The organism is Delftia lacustris (assembly GCF_040267515.1).
In the GTDB taxonomy this organism is placed as follows: Bacteria; Pseudomonadota; Gammaproteobacteria; order Burkholderiales; family Burkholderiaceae_C; genus Comamonas; species Comamonas tsuruhatensis.
Window position 1 is genome coordinate 1105919 of the sequence record NZ_CP141274.1, and the last position, 21063, is coordinate 1126981.

General features: G+C 68.7%; 21 protein-coding genes. 3 read left to right on the top strand and 18 right to left on the bottom strand.

Features of this window, described 5'->3' with window-relative positions; translation table 11 throughout:
* Positions 1 to 37: 37 nt before the first annotated feature.
* On the bottom strand, positions 38 to 2239 hold the full coding sequence (gene cphA, locus U6958_RS06500) for a cyanophycin synthetase (protein WP_016450863.1): 2202 nt from the start codon (positions 2237 to 2239) through the stop codon (positions 38 to 40).
* Between the two features lie 218 nt (positions 2240 to 2457).
* On the opposite strand from cphA, the gene U6958_RS06505 reads away from it, so the two are divergent.
* From U6958_RS06505 to U6958_RS06515, 3 genes are all read left to right on the top strand, one after another.
* Complete coding sequence (locus U6958_RS06505; protein WP_016448747.1) at positions 2458 to 4752, top strand: ABC transporter ATP-binding protein; 2295 nt, start codon at positions 2458 to 2460, stop codon at positions 4750 to 4752.
* A gap of 3 nt (positions 4753 to 4755) precedes the next feature.
* Positions 4756 to 5259 (top strand): DUF1854 domain-containing protein, encoded by a 504-nt coding sequence (locus tag U6958_RS06510; RefSeq protein ID WP_016448746.1) that lies wholly within the window; start codon positions 4756 to 4758, stop codon positions 5257 to 5259.
* Positions 5260 to 5414: 155 nt separating this feature from the next.
* Positions 5415 to 5849: a hypothetical protein gene (locus tag U6958_RS06515; RefSeq protein ID WP_016450864.1), complete on the top strand. Its 435-nt coding sequence runs from the start codon at positions 5415 to 5417 to the stop codon at positions 5847 to 5849.
* Between the two features lie 24 nt (positions 5850 to 5873).
* Here U6958_RS06515 and U6958_RS06520 read toward each other — a convergent pair whose 3' ends face one another.
* From U6958_RS06520 to gspG, 17 genes are all read right to left on the bottom strand, one after another.
* Positions 5874 to 6347, bottom strand: coding sequence for an EF-hand domain-containing protein (locus U6958_RS06520; protein WP_016448744.1), 474 nt, complete (start codon positions 6345 to 6347; stop codon positions 5874 to 5876).
* A 62-nt stretch (positions 6348 to 6409) separates the two neighbouring features.
* The gene (locus tag U6958_RS06525; RefSeq protein WP_016450866.1) at positions 6410 to 7330 is read right to left on the bottom strand and encodes a 5'-nucleotidase; all 921 of its coding nucleotides are present in this window, start codon (positions 7328 to 7330) and stop codon (positions 6410 to 6412) included.
* Positions 7331 to 7346: 16 nt separating this feature from the next.
* On the bottom strand, positions 7347 to 8573 hold the full coding sequence (gene gspF, locus U6958_RS06530; protein ID WP_013800646.1) for a type II secretion system inner membrane protein GspF: 1227 nt from the start codon (positions 8571 to 8573) through the stop codon (positions 7347 to 7349).
* Positions 8574 to 8716: 143 nt separating this feature from the next.
* Entirely contained in the window at positions 8717 to 9361 is a 645-nt protein-coding gene (locus U6958_RS06535; protein ID WP_016448741.1) for a glutathione S-transferase family protein, read from the bottom strand.
* 88 nt (positions 9362 to 9449) lie between these two features.
* Complete coding sequence (locus U6958_RS06540; protein WP_013800648.1) at positions 9450 to 10139, bottom strand: YafY family protein; 690 nt, start codon at positions 10137 to 10139, stop codon at positions 9450 to 9452.
* 4 nt (positions 10140 to 10143) lie between these two features.
* Positions 10144 to 11145, bottom strand: a complete 1002-nt coding sequence (locus tag U6958_RS06545) for an LLM class flavin-dependent oxidoreductase (protein ID WP_016448739.1) — start codon at positions 11143 to 11145, stop codon at positions 10144 to 10146.
* Positions 11146 to 11230: 85 nt separating this feature from the next.
* Positions 11231 to 11515: a hypothetical protein gene (locus U6958_RS06550; protein WP_223275171.1), complete on the bottom strand. Its 285-nt coding sequence runs from the start codon at positions 11513 to 11515 to the stop codon at positions 11231 to 11233.
* Positions 11516 to 11578: 63 nt separating this feature from the next.
* Positions 11579 to 12940: a GspE/PulE family protein gene (locus U6958_RS06555; protein WP_016448738.1), complete on the bottom strand. Its 1362-nt coding sequence runs from the start codon at positions 12938 to 12940 to the stop codon at positions 11579 to 11581.
* A 14-nt stretch (positions 12941 to 12954) separates the two neighbouring features.
* Positions 12955 to 15324, bottom strand: coding sequence for a type II secretion system secretin GspD (gene gspD / locus U6958_RS06560; RefSeq protein ID WP_074921544.1), 2370 nt, complete (start codon positions 15322 to 15324; stop codon positions 12955 to 12957).
* Positions 15325 to 15327: 3 nt separating this feature from the next.
* Entirely contained in the window at positions 15328 to 16131 is an 804-nt protein-coding gene (gspN, locus tag U6958_RS06565; RefSeq protein WP_016450868.1) for a type II secretion system protein N, read from the bottom strand.
* A gap of 2 nt (positions 16132 to 16133) precedes the next feature.
* The gene (gspM, locus tag U6958_RS06570; RefSeq protein WP_034364462.1) at positions 16134 to 16676 is read right to left on the bottom strand and encodes a type II secretion system protein GspM; all 543 of its coding nucleotides are present in this window, start codon (positions 16674 to 16676) and stop codon (positions 16134 to 16136) included.
* Complete coding sequence (gene gspL / locus U6958_RS06575) at positions 16673 to 17917, bottom strand: type II secretion system protein GspL (RefSeq protein WP_074921543.1); 1245 nt, start codon at positions 17915 to 17917, stop codon at positions 16673 to 16675. Before gspL ends, gspM begins: the two co-directional genes overlap by 4 nt.
* Before the next feature lie 44 nt (positions 17918 to 17961).
* A complete protein-coding gene (gspK, locus tag U6958_RS06580) occupies positions 17962 to 18939 on the bottom strand; it encodes a type II secretion system minor pseudopilin GspK (RefSeq protein WP_074921542.1) in 978 nt (325 codons plus the stop codon).
* On the bottom strand, positions 18936 to 19643 hold the full coding sequence (locus tag U6958_RS06585; protein WP_043790035.1) for a prepilin-type N-terminal cleavage/methylation domain-containing protein: 708 nt from the start codon (positions 19641 to 19643) through the stop codon (positions 18936 to 18938). The genes gspK and U6958_RS06585 overlap by 4 nt, the downstream gene beginning before the upstream one ends.
* The gene (gspI, locus tag U6958_RS06590; RefSeq protein ID WP_016448731.1) at positions 19644 to 20042 is read right to left on the bottom strand and encodes a type II secretion system minor pseudopilin GspI; all 399 of its coding nucleotides are present in this window, start codon (positions 20040 to 20042) and stop codon (positions 19644 to 19646) included.
* A complete protein-coding gene (locus tag U6958_RS06595; RefSeq protein ID WP_047326421.1) occupies positions 20039 to 20494 on the bottom strand; it encodes a GspH/FimT family pseudopilin in 456 nt (151 codons plus the stop codon). The genes gspI and U6958_RS06595 overlap by 4 nt, the downstream gene beginning before the upstream one ends.
* A gap of 82 nt (positions 20495 to 20576) precedes the next feature.
* Positions 20577 to 21053: a type II secretion system major pseudopilin GspG gene (gspG, locus tag U6958_RS06600; protein ID WP_016448729.1), complete on the bottom strand. Its 477-nt coding sequence runs from the start codon at positions 21051 to 21053 to the stop codon at positions 20577 to 20579.
* Positions 21054 to 21063: the final 10 nt, after the last annotated feature.

The window sequence follows — 21063 nt, forward strand, 5'->3', positions numbered from 1 at the left end:
TCGCCGGGCCTGCCTGCATGTCATCGTGTGGTCGGGCTCAGGCGGCGGCGGTGGAAACCGCAGCGGCGGCCGGCGTGTAGTCGAAGGTCTTGATGCCGGCGACGATGAGGTCGGGGGCAATGTCCATGGACCACGCCGCGGCAATGGCAGCGAGCAGGGCCGGCGTGTCCGGGCGCAGGCCGCCGGGCAGGCTCAGCGCGTCCAGCGTGCCCAGCACGCGCTCGGCGGCGCCCGTGGCCAGGATCACCTGGTTGCCGCGCACGAAGACGGCACGGCCTTCGCTCTCGCAACGGTGGGCCGCTACCACGGGGCTGTCTGCCTGCATCGAATAGAACAGCACCTCGCCGTCGCACAGGCGGGCCAGGTCGGCCACCTGTTCGATGTCGGCATTGAGGACGCCCGCGCCTTCGTCCAGCACCACGTCGATCTGGGTGCGCATCACGCGCGTCATCTGTGACTGCTCGTGCACGTCATGGTCGGGCAACTGCTCGAAGCCGTCCATGTCGGTGACCACGCCGACCAGGCAGCGGTCGTAGGCCAGGCCTTCCTCCAGGATGGAGCGGGCCGTGGTCTGGATGACGGCGGCCTGGGCCAGGCGGTTGGTCAGCAGGCGGTGGGCGCCGGCCCAGTTGGCGGTATTGGTCTTCTGGGTCTGGCGGTTGGACAGGAACATGCCTTCGCTGCTGGCCACGCCCGTGAGCTTGCCCGACAACTGCAGCAGCCAGCCCACCAGGCGGGCCGTGAAACCGTTGTTGCGCGTGCCGGCAATGCCGACCAGGGGGATGCGGCCGGCGCCCGTGCCCTCTTCGGTGCGCGGGAACAGGTGGTCGGCGATGGCCATGCCCACGGGGCGCGGCGCGCCGCTGGTGGGCTTCAGATGCATCAGCAGGCCGGGGCCGGCGTTGACTTCGAGGATGGCGCCGCCCTGCTCCTTCATGGGGCGCGAGACGTCCTGCAGGATCATGTCCATGCCCGCGATGTCCAGGCCCACGATCTTGGCGGCCAGCGTGGCCATGTAGGCCACTTCGGGATGGACTTCGTCGGTGCAGTCGATGGCCATGTTGCCGTTGCGCTGCAGCAGCACGCTGGTGCCCTGGGCAGGAATGGTGTCGGGCGTGACGTTCTGGCGCTTGAGTTCCAGCTTCACGGCCGGGGCTTCGAGGTTGATCCAGTCCAGCGGGTATTCCTGCTCGGGGCCGCGACGCGGGTCCTGGTTGACCACGGCGACCAGTTCGCGAACCGTGGACTTGCCATTGCCGGCCACGCTCACGGTCTCGCCACGGCAGGCGGCAACCACCTTGCCGCCCACGACCAGGATGCGGTGCTCGGTGCCGTCGATGAAGCGTTCGACGATGACGTCCGAGCCTTCGGGCTGGGCCAGCGCGAAGGCGGCCTTGATGTCGGCCTCGTCGCGCAGGTCCAGCGTCACGCCGCGTGCGTGGTTGCCGTCCGAGGGCTTGACGGTGACGGGAAAGCCGATGTCCTGCGCCACTTCCCAGGCTTCCTCGGGGCTGTGGACGATCTGGCCTTCGGGCACGGGCACGCCGCAGGCGGCCAGCAGGCGCTTGGTGAAGTCCTTGTCCTGGGCAATGCCCTCGGCGATGGCGCTGGTCTGGTCGCTCTCGGCGGTCCAGATGCGGCGCTGCGCGGCGCCATAGCCCAGTTGCACGAGGTTGCCGTCATTGAGGCGGATGTGGGGGATGCGGCGCTCGCCGGCCGCATCGACGATGCAGCCCGTGCTCGGGCCCAGGTAGCGGTCGTTGATCTCGGTCTTGATGGCCTTGATGGCGGCCTTCAGGTCGAAGGGCTCGTCATTGATGGCGGCCATGATCAGCCTGTGGCCATGGGCCAGGGCCGTGCGCGCCACGGTTTCCTCGGGGCAGCGGAAGACCATGCGGTACACCCCGCGCTGCGAGATCTCGCGGGTCTGGCCGAACTCGGCAGGCATGCCCGCCAGGTTCAGCAGCTCGATGATGATGTGCTCCAGCACGTGGCCGCACCAGGTGCCGCCTTCCAGGCGCTGGATGAAGCCGCCGCGCTCGCCCACGCCGCAGTGGTGCTCGACCAGGTCGGGCAGCCAGGCCGTCAGGCGCTCGTTGAAACCGGGAAGCTTGTTCGAGGGATAGTCCTCCAGCTCGCCCAGATCCAGCCAGACCTCCAGCACGGGACGGTAGGTCCAGACGCTGGGTCCACGCAGGTAGGTGGTGCGCAAGAGTTGGATGTCTTTGAATTTCGCCATGTCGGTCAACGGGTAAGCGTGAACGACGACCCGGATTCGGATCGCCGGAGAATGGGAGAGGATTGTGCGCCCAGAAAACCCATGCGCAGTGTTGTCAGCCTAAACCAGGGTTGGCGCGTTGAGCAGGGTATGCCGTGCAACGCGCGGGATATCCACCGGGGAGCTGCGGTTGCCCGCATGACACCAGGAGCCGCCAGGGGCGGGAAAAACAACTCAACATGCAAGAACACCATTCTGTGGACGTTTCGGCCTTCCTTGCCAGCCCCCGCGGGGCTGAGCTGCGAGCCAGGCTCGCTTCCAATGAAAACGTGCTGGCCCTCGCCACGGTTGACCTGACCCTGGATATGCGCTTCGGCGAAGGCTGGGTTGTCCTGACCAACCAGCGCCTCATCGCCTGTGATCCTGAGGATCAGCGATGGAGTGAGTGGATACTCTCGGTCGATCAGAATTTGCGCACGCTGGACCACGGCGGCGTGGGCAACCTCGAATTGCATGGTCCTGCGGCTCGGCTGGCGCTGTGGCGCTTCACCTTGCGCCACCAGGCGGGCGTATTGCGCCTGCTGCAACAGTTCGATCACCAGCGTGAGCGCATGGCGCGCGGCGAGGACTTCGACGGGCCCGAGGACGATGTGCCCCGCTGCCCGGCCTGCCAGACCGAGCTGCCGCCCGAGGCCGACGAATGCCCGGCCTGCGCGCGCCAGCAGGGCCCCCAGACCTCGACCTGGGTGCTGCTGCGCCTGTGGCGCTTTGCCCATCCCTACCGGCACCAGCTGCTGCTGGGCTTTTTGCTGACCCTGGCCTCCACGGGCGCCACCCTGGTGGCGCCCTACCTGACGATTCCCATCGTGGACAAGATCCTGATCCCGTTCCAGAACGGGCAGCAGATCGACAGCAGCCTCGTGGTCTTTTACCTGAGCGGCCTGCTGGCTGCGGCGCTGGTGGCCTGGGGCCTGGGCTGGGCGCGCACCTTCGTGCTGGCCAAGGTCTCCGAGCGCATTGGCTCGGACCTGCGCACGACCACCTACAACCACCTGCTGACGCTGTCGCTGGACTACTACGGCAGCAAACGCACGGGCGACCTGATGGCGCGCATCGGGGCGGAAACAGATCGCATCAATTTGTTTCTATCCTTGAACGCGCTGGATTTTGCTACCGATGTGCTGATGATCGTGATGACCTCGGTCATCCTGTTCTCCATCAATCCGTGGCTGGCCCTGGTCACCCTGGTGCCGCTGCCCTTCATCGCCTGGATGATCCACCTGGTGCGTGACCGCCTGCGCACGGGCTTCGAGAAGATCGACCGCGTCTGGTCCGAGGTGACCAATGTGCTGGCCGACACCATTCCCGGCATCCGCGTGGTCAAGGCCTTCGCCCAGGAAAAGCGCGAGGCCGACCGCTTCGCCCAGGCCAATCTGGTCAACCTGCAGGCCAACGACAAGGTCAACAAGACCTGGTCGCTGTTCACGCCCACGGTGACGCTGCTGACCGAGATCGGCCTGCTGGTGGTCTGGGGCTTCGGCATCTGGCTGGTGGCGGGCGGCCAGATCACGGTCGGTATTCTGACGGCCTTCATCGCCTACATCGGCCGCTTCTACAGCCGCCTGGATTCGATGAGCCGCATCGTCTCGGTCACACAGAAGGCGGCAGCCGGCGCCAAGCGCATCTTCGACATCCTGGACCACGTGAGCAACGTGCCCGACCCGGTCAACCCGGTCAAGCTGCCGCGCGTGCAGGGTGCCATCACGCTGGACAACCTGACCTTCCGCTACGGCAGCCGCGCCGTCATCAAGAACCTGGATCTGCAGATTCGCCCGGGTGAAATGATCGGCCTGGTCGGCCACAGCGGCTCGGGCAAGAGCACCCTGGTCAACCTGATCAGCCGCTTCTACGACGTGAGCGAAGGCTCCATCCAGCTCGACGGCGTGGATATCCGCCGGCTCAAGGTGTCGGACTTCCGCAGCAACATCGGCCTGGTGCTGCAGGAGCCCTTCCTGTTCTTCGGCACCATTGCCGAGAACATCGCCTACGGCAAGCCCGACGCCACGCGCGAGGAAATCGTGGCGGCCGCGCGTGCGGCCCATGCCCATGAATTCATCCTGCGCCTGCCGCACGGCTATGACTCCCTGGTCGGCGAACGCGGCCAGGGCCTGTCCGGCGGCGAGCGCCAGCGCATCTCCATCGCGCGCGCGCTGCTGATCGACCCGCGCATCCTGATCCTGGACGAGGCCACTTCTGCCGTGGACACCGAGACCGAGAAGGAAATCCAGAAGGCGCTGGACAATCTGGTGCAGGGCCGCACGACGATTGCCATCGCCCACCGTCTGTCCACGCTGCGCAAGGCAGACCGCCTCGTGGTCATGGACCGGGGCGAAATCGTGGAAGTGGGGCCGCACGACGAACTGATGGAAAAGCAGGGCGCCTACTGGCGCCTGTACCAGGCCCAGGCGCGGCGCGCCGAAGAGGATGCCCAGGCCGCAGGCCTGACCCTGGTCGCAACCACCATCGAGGAATAAGCCATGTCCACTGCCCAACATTGCGCCGCCGGCGCCGATCTGAGCCGCGTACGCGTGGAGCGCAACGCCCATGGCCGCCTGGTGCTGATCCTGGCCGACGGCACGCGCCACGAATCCGTGGTGCCCGTACGCGCCTTTCCCATTGCCGCGCCGCTGCAAGGCCTGTCCCTGGTCTGTGCCGATGGCAAGGAGGCGCTGTGGGTGGACCACATGGACCACCTGCCCGCGCAGGCCCGCACGCTGATCGAGCAGGATCTGGCCGTGCGCGAGTTCGTGCCCGTCATCCAGCGCATCCGCAAGGTGTCCAGCTATTCCACGCCCAGCACCTGGGATCTGGAGACCGACCGCGGTCCCGCGCAGCTCGTGCTCAAGGCCGAGGAGGATATCCGCCGCCTGTCGGGCCGCACGCACCTGATGATCACCAGCCAGGACGGCGTGCAGTTCAGCGTGCCGGACAGCACGGCGCTGGACCGTGCCTCGCGCAAGATGCTGGAGCGTTTCCTCTAGCGCCTGGTCAGGGTGGTTTCGGGGTTTACCCTTGGTTTGAGGCAGGCCTGGGCGTCTTTCAAAAAAAGCGCTTCAGTTCTTTCAGGTTCTGTCGATGATGAGGCGACGGCGGGAAATTCCCGCCCACAGCACACATCCAGCAAGAGGGTCGAGCCATGCCAATTCCACCTGTTGACCGATCGCCCATACCGTGGCGCCCGCAAAGCGCCGATCTGTACTCCACCGGCGCGTCGGGCGCGGTGCCCGTGCGTCCCGTGAACGCTGCCAATCCTGTCGAATCCACGGACCGCATCGGCGAAGGCCGTGTGATTCGCGATCCTGAAAAACCGTCCGTGGTGGACCAGGAAAACCGCGACTGGACGCTGGCCGAGGAGATCAAGCAGAAGGAAGAGGTCGAGGAGCCGCCCAAGGAGCCGATTTCCAAGCAGCTCATCGAGTTCATCCAGTCCATGTGGCGCGCCAGCGCCATGGCCGTGGAGCAGGCCCAGGAGGTCAGCAAGGCCGATGACGTGGCCCGCAACAAGCTGCAGGTGCGCGAGGAGCCGTTGACCTATTCGGAACCCAAGGTCAAGCGTACCGGCGGACTTTGAGTGTCAGTGGCTGAATGCGCAGGCTCAGTCCTTTGAGCCTTCGCCTTCCTTCGTGTCCCTGGCAGCGGACACGGCTGCGGCGTGCTCTGCGGCCTTTGCCTCTTCGGCCTGCGCCTTGGCCTTTGCCTTGTCGCGCTCGGCGCGGTACTTGACGGCAAAGGCCTGCACCTCCGCATAGGAGACGTAGCCGTCCTTGTCAGTGTCGGCCTCGTCGAAGGCCGCCGCCAGGCGCGGGAACAGCGCCACTTCGGTGCGGCTGAGCTTGCCGTCCTTGTTGAAGTCCAGCATCTTGAATTCGCGCTGGGCCTTGATTTCCCCCTTGGTCAATGGCGCCGGGCTGGCCGAGGCCTGTCCGGTGGACGCCTTGTCGGCCGTCTCGGCCGCCTGCGCGCGCGCGGCGGGCAGCATGAAGGCGCTGGTCAGCAGGACGGCAGCGGCGGCCTGCAGCACAGGCGGCCGGCGCAGCAGGGCGGAGCGGTTCATGAGGGGAAAATGCATTGGCTTTATTTGGGCACGGAACCGGCATTTGCAAGCACGGCCGGCCCGCCCTTTGCAATTGTTTACTTCAGCGGATCGGCGTCCGGATTGGAGATGCCGCTGTTCACATGGCCTGCGGGCACATGGCGGGCCGCCGAGCTGACATGGCCCGATTGGTCGTCGAAGAAGAAATCCGGCTCGAACTCGCGCAGGAAGGGGCCTTTTTCCAGGCCGCCGAGGAACATGGCCTCGTCCACGGTGATTCCCCAATCGAGCAATGTGCGGATGGCGCGCTCGTGCGCCGGTGCGCTGCGCGCCGTCACCAGGGCCGTGCGAATGCGCATGGTCTGGGACGAGTCCGCCTGCTGCTGAAGCCGGTGAAGGGCTTGCAGCAGGGGTTTGAACGGCCCTTCTCCCAGGGGCGTGGCGGCATGGGAGACCTCATGGCGCAGAAAGGCCGGCAGCCCGCCTTGCTGGTAGATGCGCTCGGCCTCGTCGGAGAACAGCACGGCATCGCCGTCGAAGGCAATGCGCACTTCCTGCGGGTAGCGGTCGCCTGCGGGCGTGGAGTCGACCATCACGCGCGCAGCAGGAAAGCCGATGGACAGGGCCTTGCGCACATCGACCTCGTTGGCCGAGAGGAACAGGTGGGCGCCCAGCGGCCGCAGGTAGGAAAACGGATCGCGCCCGCGCGTGAACACGCCGCGCTCTATGTGCATGTCGGCCGCCTTGGCCGAGGCGAACACGCGCATGCCGCTGGCCGGGTCGTTGCGCGAGAGCATCATCACCTCCACGCGCTGCACTTCGGGCGTATTGAAGGCCAGCAGCTTGCGCACCAGCGGGAAGGCGATGCCCGGGCGTGCCGGCTGGTGCACCAGGTCCAGCTGGCGGCGCATGTAGGCCTGCTCGTCGCCCGCATCGAACAGCCGGTTCTCTTCCTCGAAGTCGAACAGTGCGCGCGATGAGATGGCAACGACCAGCTTGTCTTGCAGGGTCACGGGCATGGCTTGGCGCTTGTCGCTATTTGACGAACTGGTTGAGCTGGATGATGGGCATGAGCACGGCCAGCACGATCAGGGCCACGACCATGCCCATGGCCACGATCAGCAGCGGCTCCAGGATGGTGGCCAGGTGCATGGCGCGGCGCTGCACCTCGGTGGACAGCTGGTTGGCCGCGCGCTGCAGCATCACGGGCAGCTGGCCGGTCTGCTCGCCCAGGCGGGCAAACATGGAGATCAGGCCCGGGAAGCGCTTTTTCTGCGCCAGGGCCGAGGCCAGCGGCGCGCCCTCGCGCACCAGGGCCAGCGCGTCCATGGCATCGGCGCGCAGCGCGCGGTTGCCCAGCGTTTCGGCGGCGGCCTGCAAGGCCTTGAGAATGGGCACGCCTGCGCCCGCCAGCATGGCCAGCGTGCCGGCAAAGCGTGCCGCGTTGTAGTTGCGCGCCAGCCGGCCGATCAGCGGCAGGCGCAGCCACCAGGCGTCGAAGCGCTCGCGCAGCACGGGATTCTTCATGGACAGCCGGAATCCCACGGCGCCCAGCACCAGGGCGACCAGCGCGGCCCAGCCATAGCTGCGCACGAAGTCGCTGAGCGCCAGCATGGCCACGGTGAGCCAGGGCAGGGCGCGCTTGGTGCCCGCGAACACGCTGGCCACCTGGGGCACCACGTAGCTGACCAGGAACAACACGATGACGATGGCCACCAGGGTCACGATGGCCGGGTACAGGGCTGCGCCAATGAGCTTGGACTGCAGGGCCTGGCGCGATTCCAGGTCGTCGGCCAGCCGCTCCAGCACCGGGCCCAGGCTGCCGCTGGCCTCGCCGGCGCCGATCACGGCGCAGTAGATGTCGGAGAATTCGCGCGGGTGCTGGGCCAGTGCGCGGGCAAAGGTGGAGCCTGCGTTGACCTCGGCGCGCAGCGCGGCCACCAGGTGGTGCTGGCGCGGGTCGTCGGCTTCTTCGGACAGCGCGGCCAGTGCGCGCTCTATGGGCAGGCCTGATCCGACCAGCCCCGCCATCTGGCGCGTCCACACGGTGAGCCCTGTGGAGCCAAGGACGGGGCGGGTCAGCCAGCGCGAGGCGCCACCCTGCGGGCCGGACGCCGACCCCGAGGCCACGATCTCCACGGCCATGGGCACCAGGGCCTGGGCGCGCAGCTGGCTGCGCGCAGCGCGCGCGTTGTCGGCTTCGATCGTGCCCTTGCGGGTCTGACCTTGGGCATCCAGGGCTTCGAAGGAAAAGGCAGGCATGCGCGGCGGGAGTCGGGAGGGGCTGGGGAAGGATGGCGTTCAGGAAACGCCAGGCGGCGATCCAACCCCCGATGGTAGCCGCTGCCGGTGACGGCTGGATGGCGAGGCCGCCGCCGCGGTCGGCGGCAGCCCCTGCCCGGTCCTTATGCCGGCTGGGCCGCCAGGTCCGCTTCGTTGAGCTGGATGGAGCGCAGCGAGGCCGGGCGTTCCATCAGCGGCTGGCCGTAGTCGCTGAACTCGGGCAGCGCGGGCAGCAGCTTCATCATCGTCCCCCAGCGCAGGTAGCTGGCCATGAGCACGTCGGCGGCGGTGAACTGGTCGCCGCACAGGTAGCGCCTGCCGGCCACGGCCTGGCGCAGCGTCTGCACCACGTCGTCATAGCGGCCATAGCCGGCGGACATGGCCTGGTCGGCCGTCTGCTGCTCCAGGTGGCCCTGGCTCTTGGCTGTCATCAACGCGTCGACGGGGCCGGCCAGGAAGAACATCCAGCGGTGGTAGACGCCGCGCAGCGGGCTGTCCACGGCCGGCGCGAGCCTTCGTTCGGGGAAGATGTCGGCCAGATAGGCAAGGATGGCGGCCTGTTCGGTGATCACGGTCTCGCCATGCACCAGGGCGGGGACCTTGCCCATGGGGTTGATGGCCAGGTAGTCGGCAGCCTTCATGGTGCTGCCGAATTCCAGCCGCACGGGCTCATAGCGGGCGCCGCATTCCTCCAGCATCCAGCGCGCGATGACGGCGCGCGAGCGGGGGTGGAAGTAAAAGCGCAGAGGCTTGATCGAGTCGTTCATGAAGGCTCCCAGTGGTTTGAATGCATGGCGAGAAGGCCATGGGAGCGACTGTAGGAGGCCATGCTGACAGTTATTGTCAGCAGTGGTGTCAGCGGACCGTGTAGCCCAGTTGCCGCGACCAGCGTTCGATCAGGCCGCTGCGGTGGTCGGGATAGCGTTCCTGCAGATCGGTGACGGAGCGCACGCGGTCGGCGCGGAAATGGCGGAAGTCCTGGCGCAGTTCGCACCAGGCCGCAAGAATGCGCCGCTGATCGAAGAAAGCCATGGCAAAAGGCCAGATCTGGCGCTCGGTCGGCTGGCCCTTCTCATCCGTGTAGTGCAGCAGCACCCGGTGCTGGCGCCGTATCGCCAGGCGCAGCGCGGTCTGCCAAGGCTCGGTCACGGATTCGTGGCAGATGGGCGGCACCAGCAGGCCGCTGGTGTCCACCTCGATGCGCAGCTCCAGCGGCAGCGCGCTGCGTATGCGGTCCAGCGCGGCGGTGGCGGCCTGGGCGAGCTCGGGGTCGGCCTGGCGGCTGGCCCAGCGCGCGCCCAGCAGCAGGGCTTCCAGCTCATCGGGCGTGAACATCAGCGGCGGCAGCAGAAAGCCGGGCCGCATCTCGTAGCCCACGCCCGGGTCGCCCGCAATCGCGGCACCCTGTTCGCGCAGGGTGGCGATGTCGCGGTAGAGGGTGCGCAGGCTCACGTCCAGCTGCCGGGCCAGCACCGGCCCGGCCTGGGGCAGGCGCGCGCGGCGCAGCAGGTCGATCAGCTGCAGCAGCCGGGCGGAGCGGCTCATGCCTTCAGCGGCCCATGACGCCGGCCGTGATCTCCAGCGAGCGCAGGCGCAGGTCGCGGTCATACACGTCGCTGACCAGGATCAGCTCGTCGGCCTCGGTGTCGGCCTGCAGCTTCTGCAGGCGCGTGCGCACCTTGTCCGGGCCGCCGATGGAGGCCACGGCCAGGAAGTCGCCGATGGCGCGGCGCTCCTGCTCGCCGAGCTGGGCCGCATAGTTCTCGATGGGGCGCGGCAGCAGTCCGCGCCGGCCCGTGATGATGCCCAGCACGCGCTGGTAGGTGCTGCTGGCCAGGTACTCGGCCTCGTCATCGGTGGGCGCGGCGATCACGGGTGCGCCGACGATCACGTAGGGCTTGGCCAGTTGGGCCGACGGCTTGAACAGGCTGCGGTACAGCTGCACGGCCTGGTAGAGCATGCGCGGCGCGAAGTGCGAGGCAAAGGCGTAGGGCAGGCCCAGATGGGCTGCGAGCTGGGCCGAGAACAGGCTGGAGCCCAGCAGCCAGATCGGCACGTTGGTGCCCGCGCCGGGCGTGGCCACCAGCTTTTGATCCGGCGTGGCCGGGGCCAGCAGGCGTTGCAGCTCCATCACGTCGCGCGGGAAGTCTTCCTCGGTCTCGACGCGGTCGCGGCGCAGGGCGCGCATGGTGGCGCCATCGGTGCCGGGCGCACGGCCCAGGCCCAGGTCGATGCGGCCCGGATACAGCTCGGCCAGCGTGCCGAAGGCTTCGGCCACCACCAGCGGGGCATGGTTGGGCAGCATGATGCCGCCCGAGCCCACGCGGATCTTCGAGGTGCCGCCTGCAATGTGGCCGATCAGCACGGCCGTGGCCGAGCTGGCGATGCCGGGCATGTTGTGGTGCTCGGCCAGCCAGTAGCGCTCGAATCCCAGTGCCTCGGCCTTGCGGGCCGTGGCCAGCGCGATGTCCAGGGCCTCGGCGACGGTGCCGCCTTCGCGCACGGCCACGAGGTCGAGCATGGACAGACGGACTTCATTGAATGATGTCATGGCAGGTTCCAACTTCCAGTTCACGGTGGGTGGGGGCGGCGCGGGCCTTGCCGCGCCAGGGCATTCCTGGTGCGCGTTCGCGCACTCAGTTTCTTCTGGACATTTCCCGCGCGCAGGTGATGCCCAGCACCACGCACCAGACCAGGGGGAGGATGGCTGCCGCCAGATGGTTCTCGCCCTGCTGGATGGCCAGCCAGGACAGCGGCAGCGCCACCAGCGCCGACAGGCGGATGACGCGGCGCAGCTGGCTGGTGGACAGCCGGGACTTGAACCACCACAGGGCGATGTAGCTGATCAGGCTCAGCGTGGCGACCCACAGGAACAGGTCGCCGCCATAGGGAGCGCTCCAGGCGCGTAGGGATTCCAACATGCCGACCATTGTGGCAAACAGGGATGCCCCGTGCTGCGCAGGGTCGGGCGTGGCCGCCTGCGCCTAGTCGCGCGTGACGCGCAGCACTTCCTCGGGCGTGGTGATGCCCTCGCGCACCAGGCGCTCGCCGTCGTCGCGCATCAGGCGCATGCCCGCGGCCAGCGCGGTGTCGCGGATCTCGGCCTCGCTGGCCTGGCGGTGGATCTGCGCGCGGATGGTGTCGTCCACCACCAGCATCTCGAAGATGCCGGTGCGCCCCCGGTAGCCGCTGGGCTCGGTGGTGTCGATCTTGCGCACCAGGCGCTGGGCCAGCACACCCAGCAGGGAGGACGACAGCAGGAAGGGTTCCACCCCCATGTCGATCAGGCGCGTGACGGCGCTGGAGGCATCGTTGGTGTGCAGCGTGGCCAGCACCAGGTGGCCGGTCAGCGAGGCCTGGATGGCGATCTGCGCGGTCTCGAAGTCGCGGATTTCGCCGATCATGATCACATCCGGGTCCTGGCGCAGGATGGCGCGCAGGGCCTTGGCGAAGGTCAGGTCGATCTTGGCGTTGACCTGGGTCTGCCCCACGCCGGCCAGCTCGTACTCGATGGGGTCCTCCACCGTCATGATGTTGCTGTGGCTGGCGTCCATGCGCGACAGTGCCGCATACAGCGTGGTGGTCTTGCCCGAGCCCGTGGGGCCGGTGACCAGCACGATGCCGTGCGGCTGGGCCGTCAGGTGGGTGAATCGCCTCAGCGTCTCGCCCTGCATGCCCACGGCCTCCAGGCTGAGCTTGCTCTCGCTCTTGTCCAGCAGGCGCAGCACGGCGCGCTCGCCGTGGGCGCTGGGCAGGGTGGAGACGCGCACGTCGATGGCGCGCGTGCCCAGGCGCAGGCTGATGCGGCCGTCCTGGGGCAGGCGCTTTTCGGCGATGTCCAGGTCGGCCATGATCTTCAGTCGCGAGATCAGCGCTGCATGCAGTGCGCGGTTGGGCTGCACGACTTCGCGCAGGTCGCCGTCCACGCGAAAGCGCACGCTGGAATGGCGCTCGTAGGGCTCGATGTGGATGTCGCTGGCACCGTCGCGCGCGGCCTGCGTGAGCAGGGCGTTGAGCATGCGGATGATGGGCGCGTCGTCGGCCGTCTCCAGCAGGTCCTCGACCGCAGGCAGCTCCTGCATCATGCGCGAGAGGTCGGCGTCGGACTCGACCTCGCTGACCACCAGGGCCGCGCTGGACTCGCCCTGCGAGTAGGCGGCGCTGATGCGGTGGGCCAGCGTGCCCGCGTCCAGCATCTGCCAGCGCTGCACCGCATGCCTGCGCTGGACTTCGGACAGGGCCTGCCAGTCCGGCGAGGGGCCGTGCCAGAGCAGGGGCTCGTGGCCGTCGTCCTCGATCAGCAGCTGGCTGGTGCGCGCAAACGCATAGGGCAGGGGGTAGCGCATGGGGCCTTCCTGCCTCAGAGCGCGCCGGGAGCGGCCGGCACGGGGGCGGGCGCGGCGGGCTGCGGCTGGGTGAAGTCGATCAGCTCGGGCCTGGCGCCCGGCACGTTGACGATGGCGGCCGGGTTGGTGAACGAGCCGGGGTCCGGCTGCGGCGTCAGCGTGGGCAGCACGGGCGCGGCATTGACCGAGCGCAGCAGGGCGCTGGGCTCGGGCTGCAGGCTCTGTTGCTGCGCGCGGATGGCTTCGTAGCGCTCGGAAGAGACCTGGTTGGTCGCAGTCGCATCGCGCATCACCACGGGGCGCAGGAAGACCATCAGGTTGGTCTTGTTGCGCTTGCGGTTGGTGTTGCGGAACAGGTTGCCCACGACGGGAATGTCGCCCAGCAGAGGCACCCGGTCCTCGGCCTGGGAGTAGTTGTCGTCGATCAGGCCGCCGAGCACGACGATGTTGCCGTCCTCGACCAGCACGTTGGACTCGATGGAGCGCTTGTTGGTGGTCAGGCCGTTGGTGTCCTTGCGCGTGGACTCGTCCACCGAGGAGACCTCCTGGAACACGGCCAGCTTCACCGTGCCGTTCTCGTTGATCTGCGGGCGCACGCGCAGCATCAGGCCCACGTCCTTGCGCTCCACCGTGGTGAACGGGTTGACCGTGCCGCCCGTGGAGTTGCTGGCGTAGGAGCCCGTGACCATGGGCACGTTCTGGCCCACGATGATGCGCGCCTCCTCGTTGTCCAGCGTCATCAGGTTGGGCGTGGACAGGATGTTGGCGTCACCGCTGTTTTGCAGGAAGTTGGCCAGAAAGCCCAGAGTGTCCTTGCCGTTGACGCGCTGCGTGAAGCCGAGGTTGGTGCCCCTCAGGCTGGTCAGCGTGTCGCCCGTGATGGCGCTGCCGTCGAGGCCTCCATCCTTGACCAGGCCGAGCAGGTTCAGGATGTTGGCGCCCGCCACGTTGGAGTTCGTGCCCAGGGTGCCGATCACGCGGCCGTTGTTGCTGAGCATGGCCTGCCACTGGATGCCGAACTGGGCCAGCCGGTTGTCCTTGATTTCGACGATCAGGCTTTCGATCAGCACCTGGGCGCGGCGGCCGTCGAGCTTGTCGATCACGGCGCGCAGTTGGCGATAGACGGGCGGCGGGGCCGTGATGATCAGCGAGTTGGTGGACGGATCGGCCTGGATCATGCCGCCCGTGGAGGGTTGCTGGGCCACGCCCAGCGCGCCGCCCCCGCCGCCGCTGCCCAGGCCCGAGGACGAGCCCATGCCCATGGATGCCGTGCCGCTGGAGTCGCGCGAGACCACGGGCTGCGAGGTGGGGATGGAGGACATACCGCCGCCCTGCGGCGTGGTGCCGCCCGCACCGGGCTGGCCGCTGGCCGTGCCCGCAGCCGTGGCCTGGGCGCCTATGGCCGCGCGCAAGGTGGCTGCCAGCGCCACGGCGTCGGCGTTCTTCAGATAGACCACATGGATGTTGCCCTGGTCGCCGCCGCCGTTCATGGCGGGCTGGTCCAGCCGCGCGATCAGCGAGCGCACCTGGGCCAGGCGTGCGGGGTTGGCCGCGCGCAGCACGATGGAGTTGCTGCGCGGCTCGGCCATCAGCGAGGTCTTGAAGGCGTTGTCGCTCTGGCCCGGAATGTTGGCGCCGCCGGCGGTCACGGTGAGGCCGCCGGGGCTGGCCGTGCCGCCTTCGATCAGGCGCGAGACCAGGGCCACCATGTCGGTGGCCACGGCATGGCGCAGCGGGATGATTTCGACATCGGTGGCGTTGGACACATCCATGGTCGCCACGATGCGCGAGATGCGCTGCAGGTTGTCTGCGTAGTCGGTGATGACCAGCGAGTTGTTGCCCGGGTTGACGTTGATGGTGTTGTTGGGGCTGATCAACGGGCGCAGCACGGGCACCAGGTTGGCCGCGTTCTCGTAGTTGAGCTTGAAGATCTGGGTGACGATCTGGCTGCCGGTGCTGCTGCGGCCCGCGCCCACGGCCACCTCGCTGGCCTGCAGCTTGGCGTCGGCCTCGGGGATGACCTTGTACAGGCCGGCCGATTCGACAATGGTGAAGCCCTGCAGGCGCAGCGCGGCCAGGAACTGCTGGTAGGCGGTGGCAGGCGGCACGGGCCTGTCGGTCAGCAGCGTGATCTGGCCCTTGACGCGGGGGTCGACCACCACGTTGCGGTTGGTGATGGCGCCGATGGCGCGCGAGACGGCCTCGATGTCGGCGCCCGAGAAATTCAGCGTCACAGGCTCGCCCGGACGCAGGCTGGGCGTGGCGCCGGCCGGTGCATTGGTCTGCTGGGCCTGGGCGGTGCCAGCGGTGCAGGCCAGCATGGCGCTGACGGCCAGCGTGTGCAGGGTGTTGCGCCAGAACGGGGTCGTGTGCTGCTGAGTCATGGATCAACCAAAGGAAATGATGGACCGGGGCCCCTGGCGCCGTCCCAGAATGTTGAGCAAGTTGGACAGCGCGGTTTCGCGCTCGGGGCTGGCCGAGGCCTCGCCCTGGAAGTGCAGCCGCTGGCCTACCCATTGGCCCTGGCCGCTCAGGCGCAGGTCGCCGGTCAGGGTGCTGAGCTGCAGCTGCGGACTGTCGCCCCCGAGGATGTCGAGCCGGTAGCTGCCCAGCGGGCGCAGAGGGGACAGCCGCGAGGATACGGCCAGCGCCTCCAGCCGCGTGCTGCCGTCGCTGCGCCAGCGCCCCGATTGCCACAGCAATTGCAGTTGCAGGGCCTGCGTGGCCAGCCGCAGCTGGCCTTGCAGGTCCACCGTGTTCCAGGGCGTGCCCAGGCCGGACAGCAGGGAGGCAGGCCAGCGCGTGTCGCTGTCGTGCACCACGGCGCTCAGGCCCTGCCAGCGCGGCAGCAGGTCCAGCACCACGGGCGTGGGTGTGCAGCATTCGCTGCGCAGCTGAATGCGGGCACCGTCCAGGCGCGGGCGCAGCGTCCATTCCAGCCGCGTGGGCAGGGCCGTGCGGTCGCGGCTGCCGGCGCCTCCGGTGAAGGCCAGGGAGGCCGAGCCGTTCCACAGCGTGCCGCGCGGTTGCAGCAGCAGTACCTGGCCCTGTGTGGCGGAATCCACGCCGCGTGCCAGCCAGGCGGCGGGTGCCCAGACGACGGTGGTGGCCACCAGGCCGCACAGGGCGCCTGCCAGCGCCCACCCGCGCGGTGAGCGCAGGACAGGCTGGGAGCGGGGCTGGCGGCGCATGCTCAAGGTGCCCGCGACGGATCGACAGGCAGGTCCAGCACCAGGCTGCCATCCCAGCGCACGGCATCGGCAGCGCCTGCGGCGCTTGCAGATGCACTGCGGGCCAGCTTCATCTCGGCGGGAACGGCGTGCGTGTTGCTGCGGACCTGGGCCAGCCAGCGCGCCAGCGCGGCGGCGGGCGCGGCCTTGAGCGTGATCTGTGCGCGGTCGCCCATCCAGTTCAATTGGGCGGAGGCGCCCAGTTCGGCGGACAGCGAGCTTTGCAGCAGCGCCTTCGCATCGCCGACCACGGGGCGTGCGTTGCCGCGCAGCTGCTCGGCCTCGGCCTGCAGCAGCTGCATCTGGCGCAACTGGCGGTCTGCCTGGGCATGGCGTTCGGGCGCGGTGCGCAGGCTGTGCAGGGCGGGGGCCAGGGCCAGCCACCACAGCAGGGCCAGTGCCACCACGCCACCGGCCAGCAGCGTCATGTTCTGTTCACGCGGCGCCAGGGCATTCCAGCGCGCGCGCAGTGGGGCCAGGCTTTGGCGGGATGCGCGCATGTTCATGGCCGGGCCTCCTGGGCAAGCAGCAGGTCGGCACCGTCGCGCTGCAGTCGCAGGCCGCTGCCGGCCAGATGTTGTTGTGCCTGCTCCAGTGCCTCGGCCTCCAGCGAGACGCCCTTGAGGCGCAGCTGACGGTCCTGGTAGTCCATGGCCTGCGGCAACTGGCCGGCAGGCAGGGCCCGGGATGCGGCGGCCAGCAGGGGTTCCAGGTCGCCCTGCGTCAGCGCGCCGGCGCTCTGGCGCAGCGTGGCGACTTCGCGCTGCATTTGAACGGGCGCATCGACGATGACGGGAACGCGCGGAAAGCTGGTGGCCAGCGTGGAGCGCACCTGGACCTGCTTGGCCGCGATGGCTCGGTTTTCGGTCCAGGCCCAGGCATTGAGGCCCACCACCTGGGCCAGCAGTGCGAGCGCGGCACCCCAGCGCGCGGCCTTCCATTGCGGCCCGCGCAGAAAGCTCTGCCAGCCGTCGAGCATGCGCCGGCGGGTGCGGCTGCCGCCGCCCAGGTCGAGGTCGAACTGGGCCAGGTCCCAGTTTTGTGCGCGGGCCGCCAGGCCGCGCTGGGCGTCCGTCAGCAGGCTGACGGGGCGCTGCAGGGCCTCGGCGGCGCGGGCCAGCGCCGGGTCCGCCTGGATCGGGGTGTCGGGGGGCAGGGCCTGCAGCAGGGCGGCCAGCATGGCGGGGTCGGCACTGTCGGTGCGCAGCGGCAGGCAGGCCAGCGAGTCCATGCCTTGCGGGGCCGTGCTCAGGCCGGTGGCCAGCAGCCAAGCCGATTCAGGCGTGCCCACGGCCCACAGCTGGGGCGTGGACTGGGGCGGGCATTCGGGCACGATGCGGCCCACGGGCCGGCCTGCGGTCTCCAGGGCCTGCAGATGGGCATGGAGCCAGGCCTTGTCGCAGGCAGCAACCCAGCAGGGCTCGCCCGCGCGTGCCTGAGGCTGCAGCGCCAGATGCAGTTGGGAGGGGTCGTCGAGCAGGCGCTCTTCCAGCAGCCCGTCGAGCACGGCACGCAGGCGCACATGTCCACGCCGGCTCCCCGTAGGCACGCCATGGGGGAGGCTGACCAGATGCCAGGACAAGGCCTGGTGCGGCACCACGGCAACCGTCTGGCCGGTGCGGCCAGGATCGGGCAGCAGGCCTGCTGCGGCGTGGCCATGCCGGTCGGCGCGCAGGCCGTCGCTGCTGAGTGCGTAGGCGTATTCGCCAGCGGGGCCCGCAGGCAGATGAAGAATCAAGGTGCTCATGGACGGAAGCGGGCATTGTAGGGGCCGAGTGTGACAGGCATCTGTCACGGCGCGGGAGCTTCGGGCAATCCCCAGTCCCCCCTCTCGCGCCAGATGGTAGTGACTGTCATGTTGTTGCGCCGCAACATGGAGCGTTCGCTGGCCACGATCTCGCCCAGGCGCATGCGGCCACGCGCCTCGAAGAAGCTGGTGGCGACCGACAGGTTCTGTCCCTCGAATTTCTGAGGCAGGCCCAGCGCGTTGGAGGCATCGGCCAGGCTGCGCAGCGGGCGCGATGCGCGCAGCTGCACCAGCTGGCTGGCTTGGGACCAGGTCAGGTCCTCCACGCTGGCCCAGATGACTTCGGCGCTGGCGGTGTTGAGGTTGACGGGCGTGTTCTCGGGCAGCAGGGTGATGTAGGGCTCCAGGCGCGAGACGACCTCGGGCGGCAATCCCAGCCAGCCGAACTGGCTCAGCGTGCGCGGCATCAGGAACTGCGCGCCCTCGCCGGCGGTGGCCGCTGCGCGCAGGGCCTGGACGATCTGGGCGGCATAGGCAGGGGGCAGGTTCAGGCGTTCCAGCAGGCGTGCCAGCGGGCGCAGGGTTTCGGGCTTGTCGGGCGCGCCCAGCAGGTTGCGCAGGTTCAGGCGCGACTGCAGGTCGATGATCTGGCCCGAGAGAAAGGCGTCCTGCATGTCGGCCATGCCGTCATCGACCTGGCTGACGTTGTTCTGCGCCGCAAGAAACGTGGACAGGCGCGCCTCCTGCAGCGGCACGGCCCAGGGTTCGGCCAGGTGGTCCACCTGCAGGCTGTTGCGCGCATCCTCAGCCAGCACCACGCGCGACCAGTCCAGCGCACCCAGCAAAATCCAGGCGGCCTGCATGCGGTTGCGCTCGGCGGTCTCGACCTCCACGCTGCGCCACTGCTGCCACAGTGCGGTGGCAGCAAAGGTGGCGACCAGCGTGACCGTGAGCATGGCGGCCAGCAGGGCCACGCCGCGATGGCGGCGGCGGACGGGCAGGGTGCGGGGTGCGCGCATCATGATCGGCTGTTGGATCGCAGGGGGTTGACCCAGTCCATGGTGACGCGGCCGGGGACGGCGCTGTCGGGCGGCAGGGTCAGTTCGACGCGTATGCCGTCAGGAATCGCGGGCAGCTGTGCGCTGCTGTTGGTTCCGCCGGATGGTGGATTGGGCGTGCCCGTGCCGTTGTCCGAGCCGCTGGACTGCGGGTTGCTCCAGGCGTTGTCACGGTAGTAGTACAGGCGCCACTGGTCCAGGGGCAGCAGCACGGTTTCGCGGCGGCGCTGGTCGTCCGAAGGATTGCGTCCCCATTGCGCCCCCTGGTTCCAGGCCTCGCGCCACTGGGCGCGCGTGCGCAGCGGTGGCGACTGCCAGCGCAGCCACTGGTCGCGTCCGGCTGTCTGGCGGCGGGCCCAGGCCACGACCACGGCGCCATCGTCCACGGCGGCACTGCTCTTGCGGGTCATGCGCAGCACCTGGCCATCCCAGTCGATGACCTGGGCGTGCTCCAGCGGCATCAGGGCTTCGAGGTCGGCATTCCACTGGGCGATCACGGTCTGCAGCACGATCTGCTGCTCGTTGCGCGCGCGAATGGTCTCCTGCGAGCGCACCATGCTGTCCAGTCCGCGCCAGCTCACCAGGGCCAGCAGGGCCATGACGGCGATGGCCACCATCAGCTCCACCAGGGTGAAGCCTTGCGCGCGGGAGAAAGGGCGCAAACGCATCTAGAAGCGGCCCACGATGGTCGATACCCGCAGCACCGGATGCTCGGCCGTGACGACCAGGGCATCCACGCGGCGGAAGCTGGGGTTGGGCGTGGGGCGCACGCTGAGCTGGACCTGCAGCTGCCGGCTGCCCTGCTCGCAAGTGAAGCTGTTGTCGCCCACGGGCGGCATCTGGCGCGACAGGCGCAGGCGCACCAGTTCGTTTTGCGCGCACAGCTGGGCCAGCAGCACCTCGGACTGGCGCTCGGCATTGCGAGTCAGGGCCGATGTGGCCTGCAGGCCTGCCATCAGGGCAATGCCCACGATGCCCAGGGCCACCAGGACCTCGATCAGCGTGAAGCCGTGCGGCAGGCGCCTTGGCGCGCCGTGCCTGCGGCGTGGTCCGTGGATGCCTGTCATGGCAGGGATTGCACGGCAAAGGGCCGCAGTCCATCCGTGGCCACGCGCAGCGGCGGGCTGTTGGAGTCGCGCAGCGTCAGCGTGACGGACTGGGGAGGAATCAGTGGCTCGGGGCCGAGGATCAGCGGCGTCGCCGGCTGTGCCTGCACCCCGGACTGCAGCCATTGCGAAGGCAATTGCGCGCTGGCCGGCAGGCCCTCGAAGCGAAAGCCCTGCGGCATGGGCCGCCAGCGCACGGGCACGCCGTTGGCTCGTGCCTGTGCGCGGGCCGATTCCAGCAGTGCGGCCAGGCGCTCGGCTTCGCGTTCCAGCTGGGCCTGCCCGCTGTCGCGCAGAGACAGGCTTGCGCCGGCAGCGGCAATCGCCATGATGCTGATGACCACCAGCAGTTCCAGCAGGGTGAAGCCGCGCGAAGGAATGGTCAGGGTGGGCGCAACCGTCTGGCGGGGCATGAGAGCAGGCAGGCCCGCCGGGAGTGCGGGCCTGTGGTGCGGTGCAGCGCGGCGCTTGCGGGCCATCGCCCGGGCCATCGACTTACTGCCAGCTGCCGATGTCGGCATCCTTGCCCTCTCCGCCGGCCTGGCCGTCGGCACCGAAGGACATGATGTCGATGGGGCCCTTGATGCCCGGATTCAGGTACTGGTACGGACGGCCCCAGGGATCATTGGGCAGCTTTTCCAGATAGGGCTTCCAGTTGTTGGGCAGCGGTCCGCTCGTGGGACGGATGATCAGCGCCTGCAGGCCCTGCTCGGCCGTGGGATAGCGCTGGTTGTCGAGGCGGTAGAGCTTGAGCGCCTGGGAGATGTTGGTGATGTCGGTGCGTGCAGCCGTGACGCGGGCATCGTCGGCGCGGTCCAGCACGTTGGGCACGATCAGGGCCGCCAGCACGCCGATGATGACCAGGACCACCATCAGCTCGATCAGCGTGAAGCCGCGCTGGACGGCGGTGCGCAGGGCAGGCAGCGGACGGCGGGGAAGGCTGGTCATGGAACGGTGCAGCAAATTGGACATATCGCTCCAT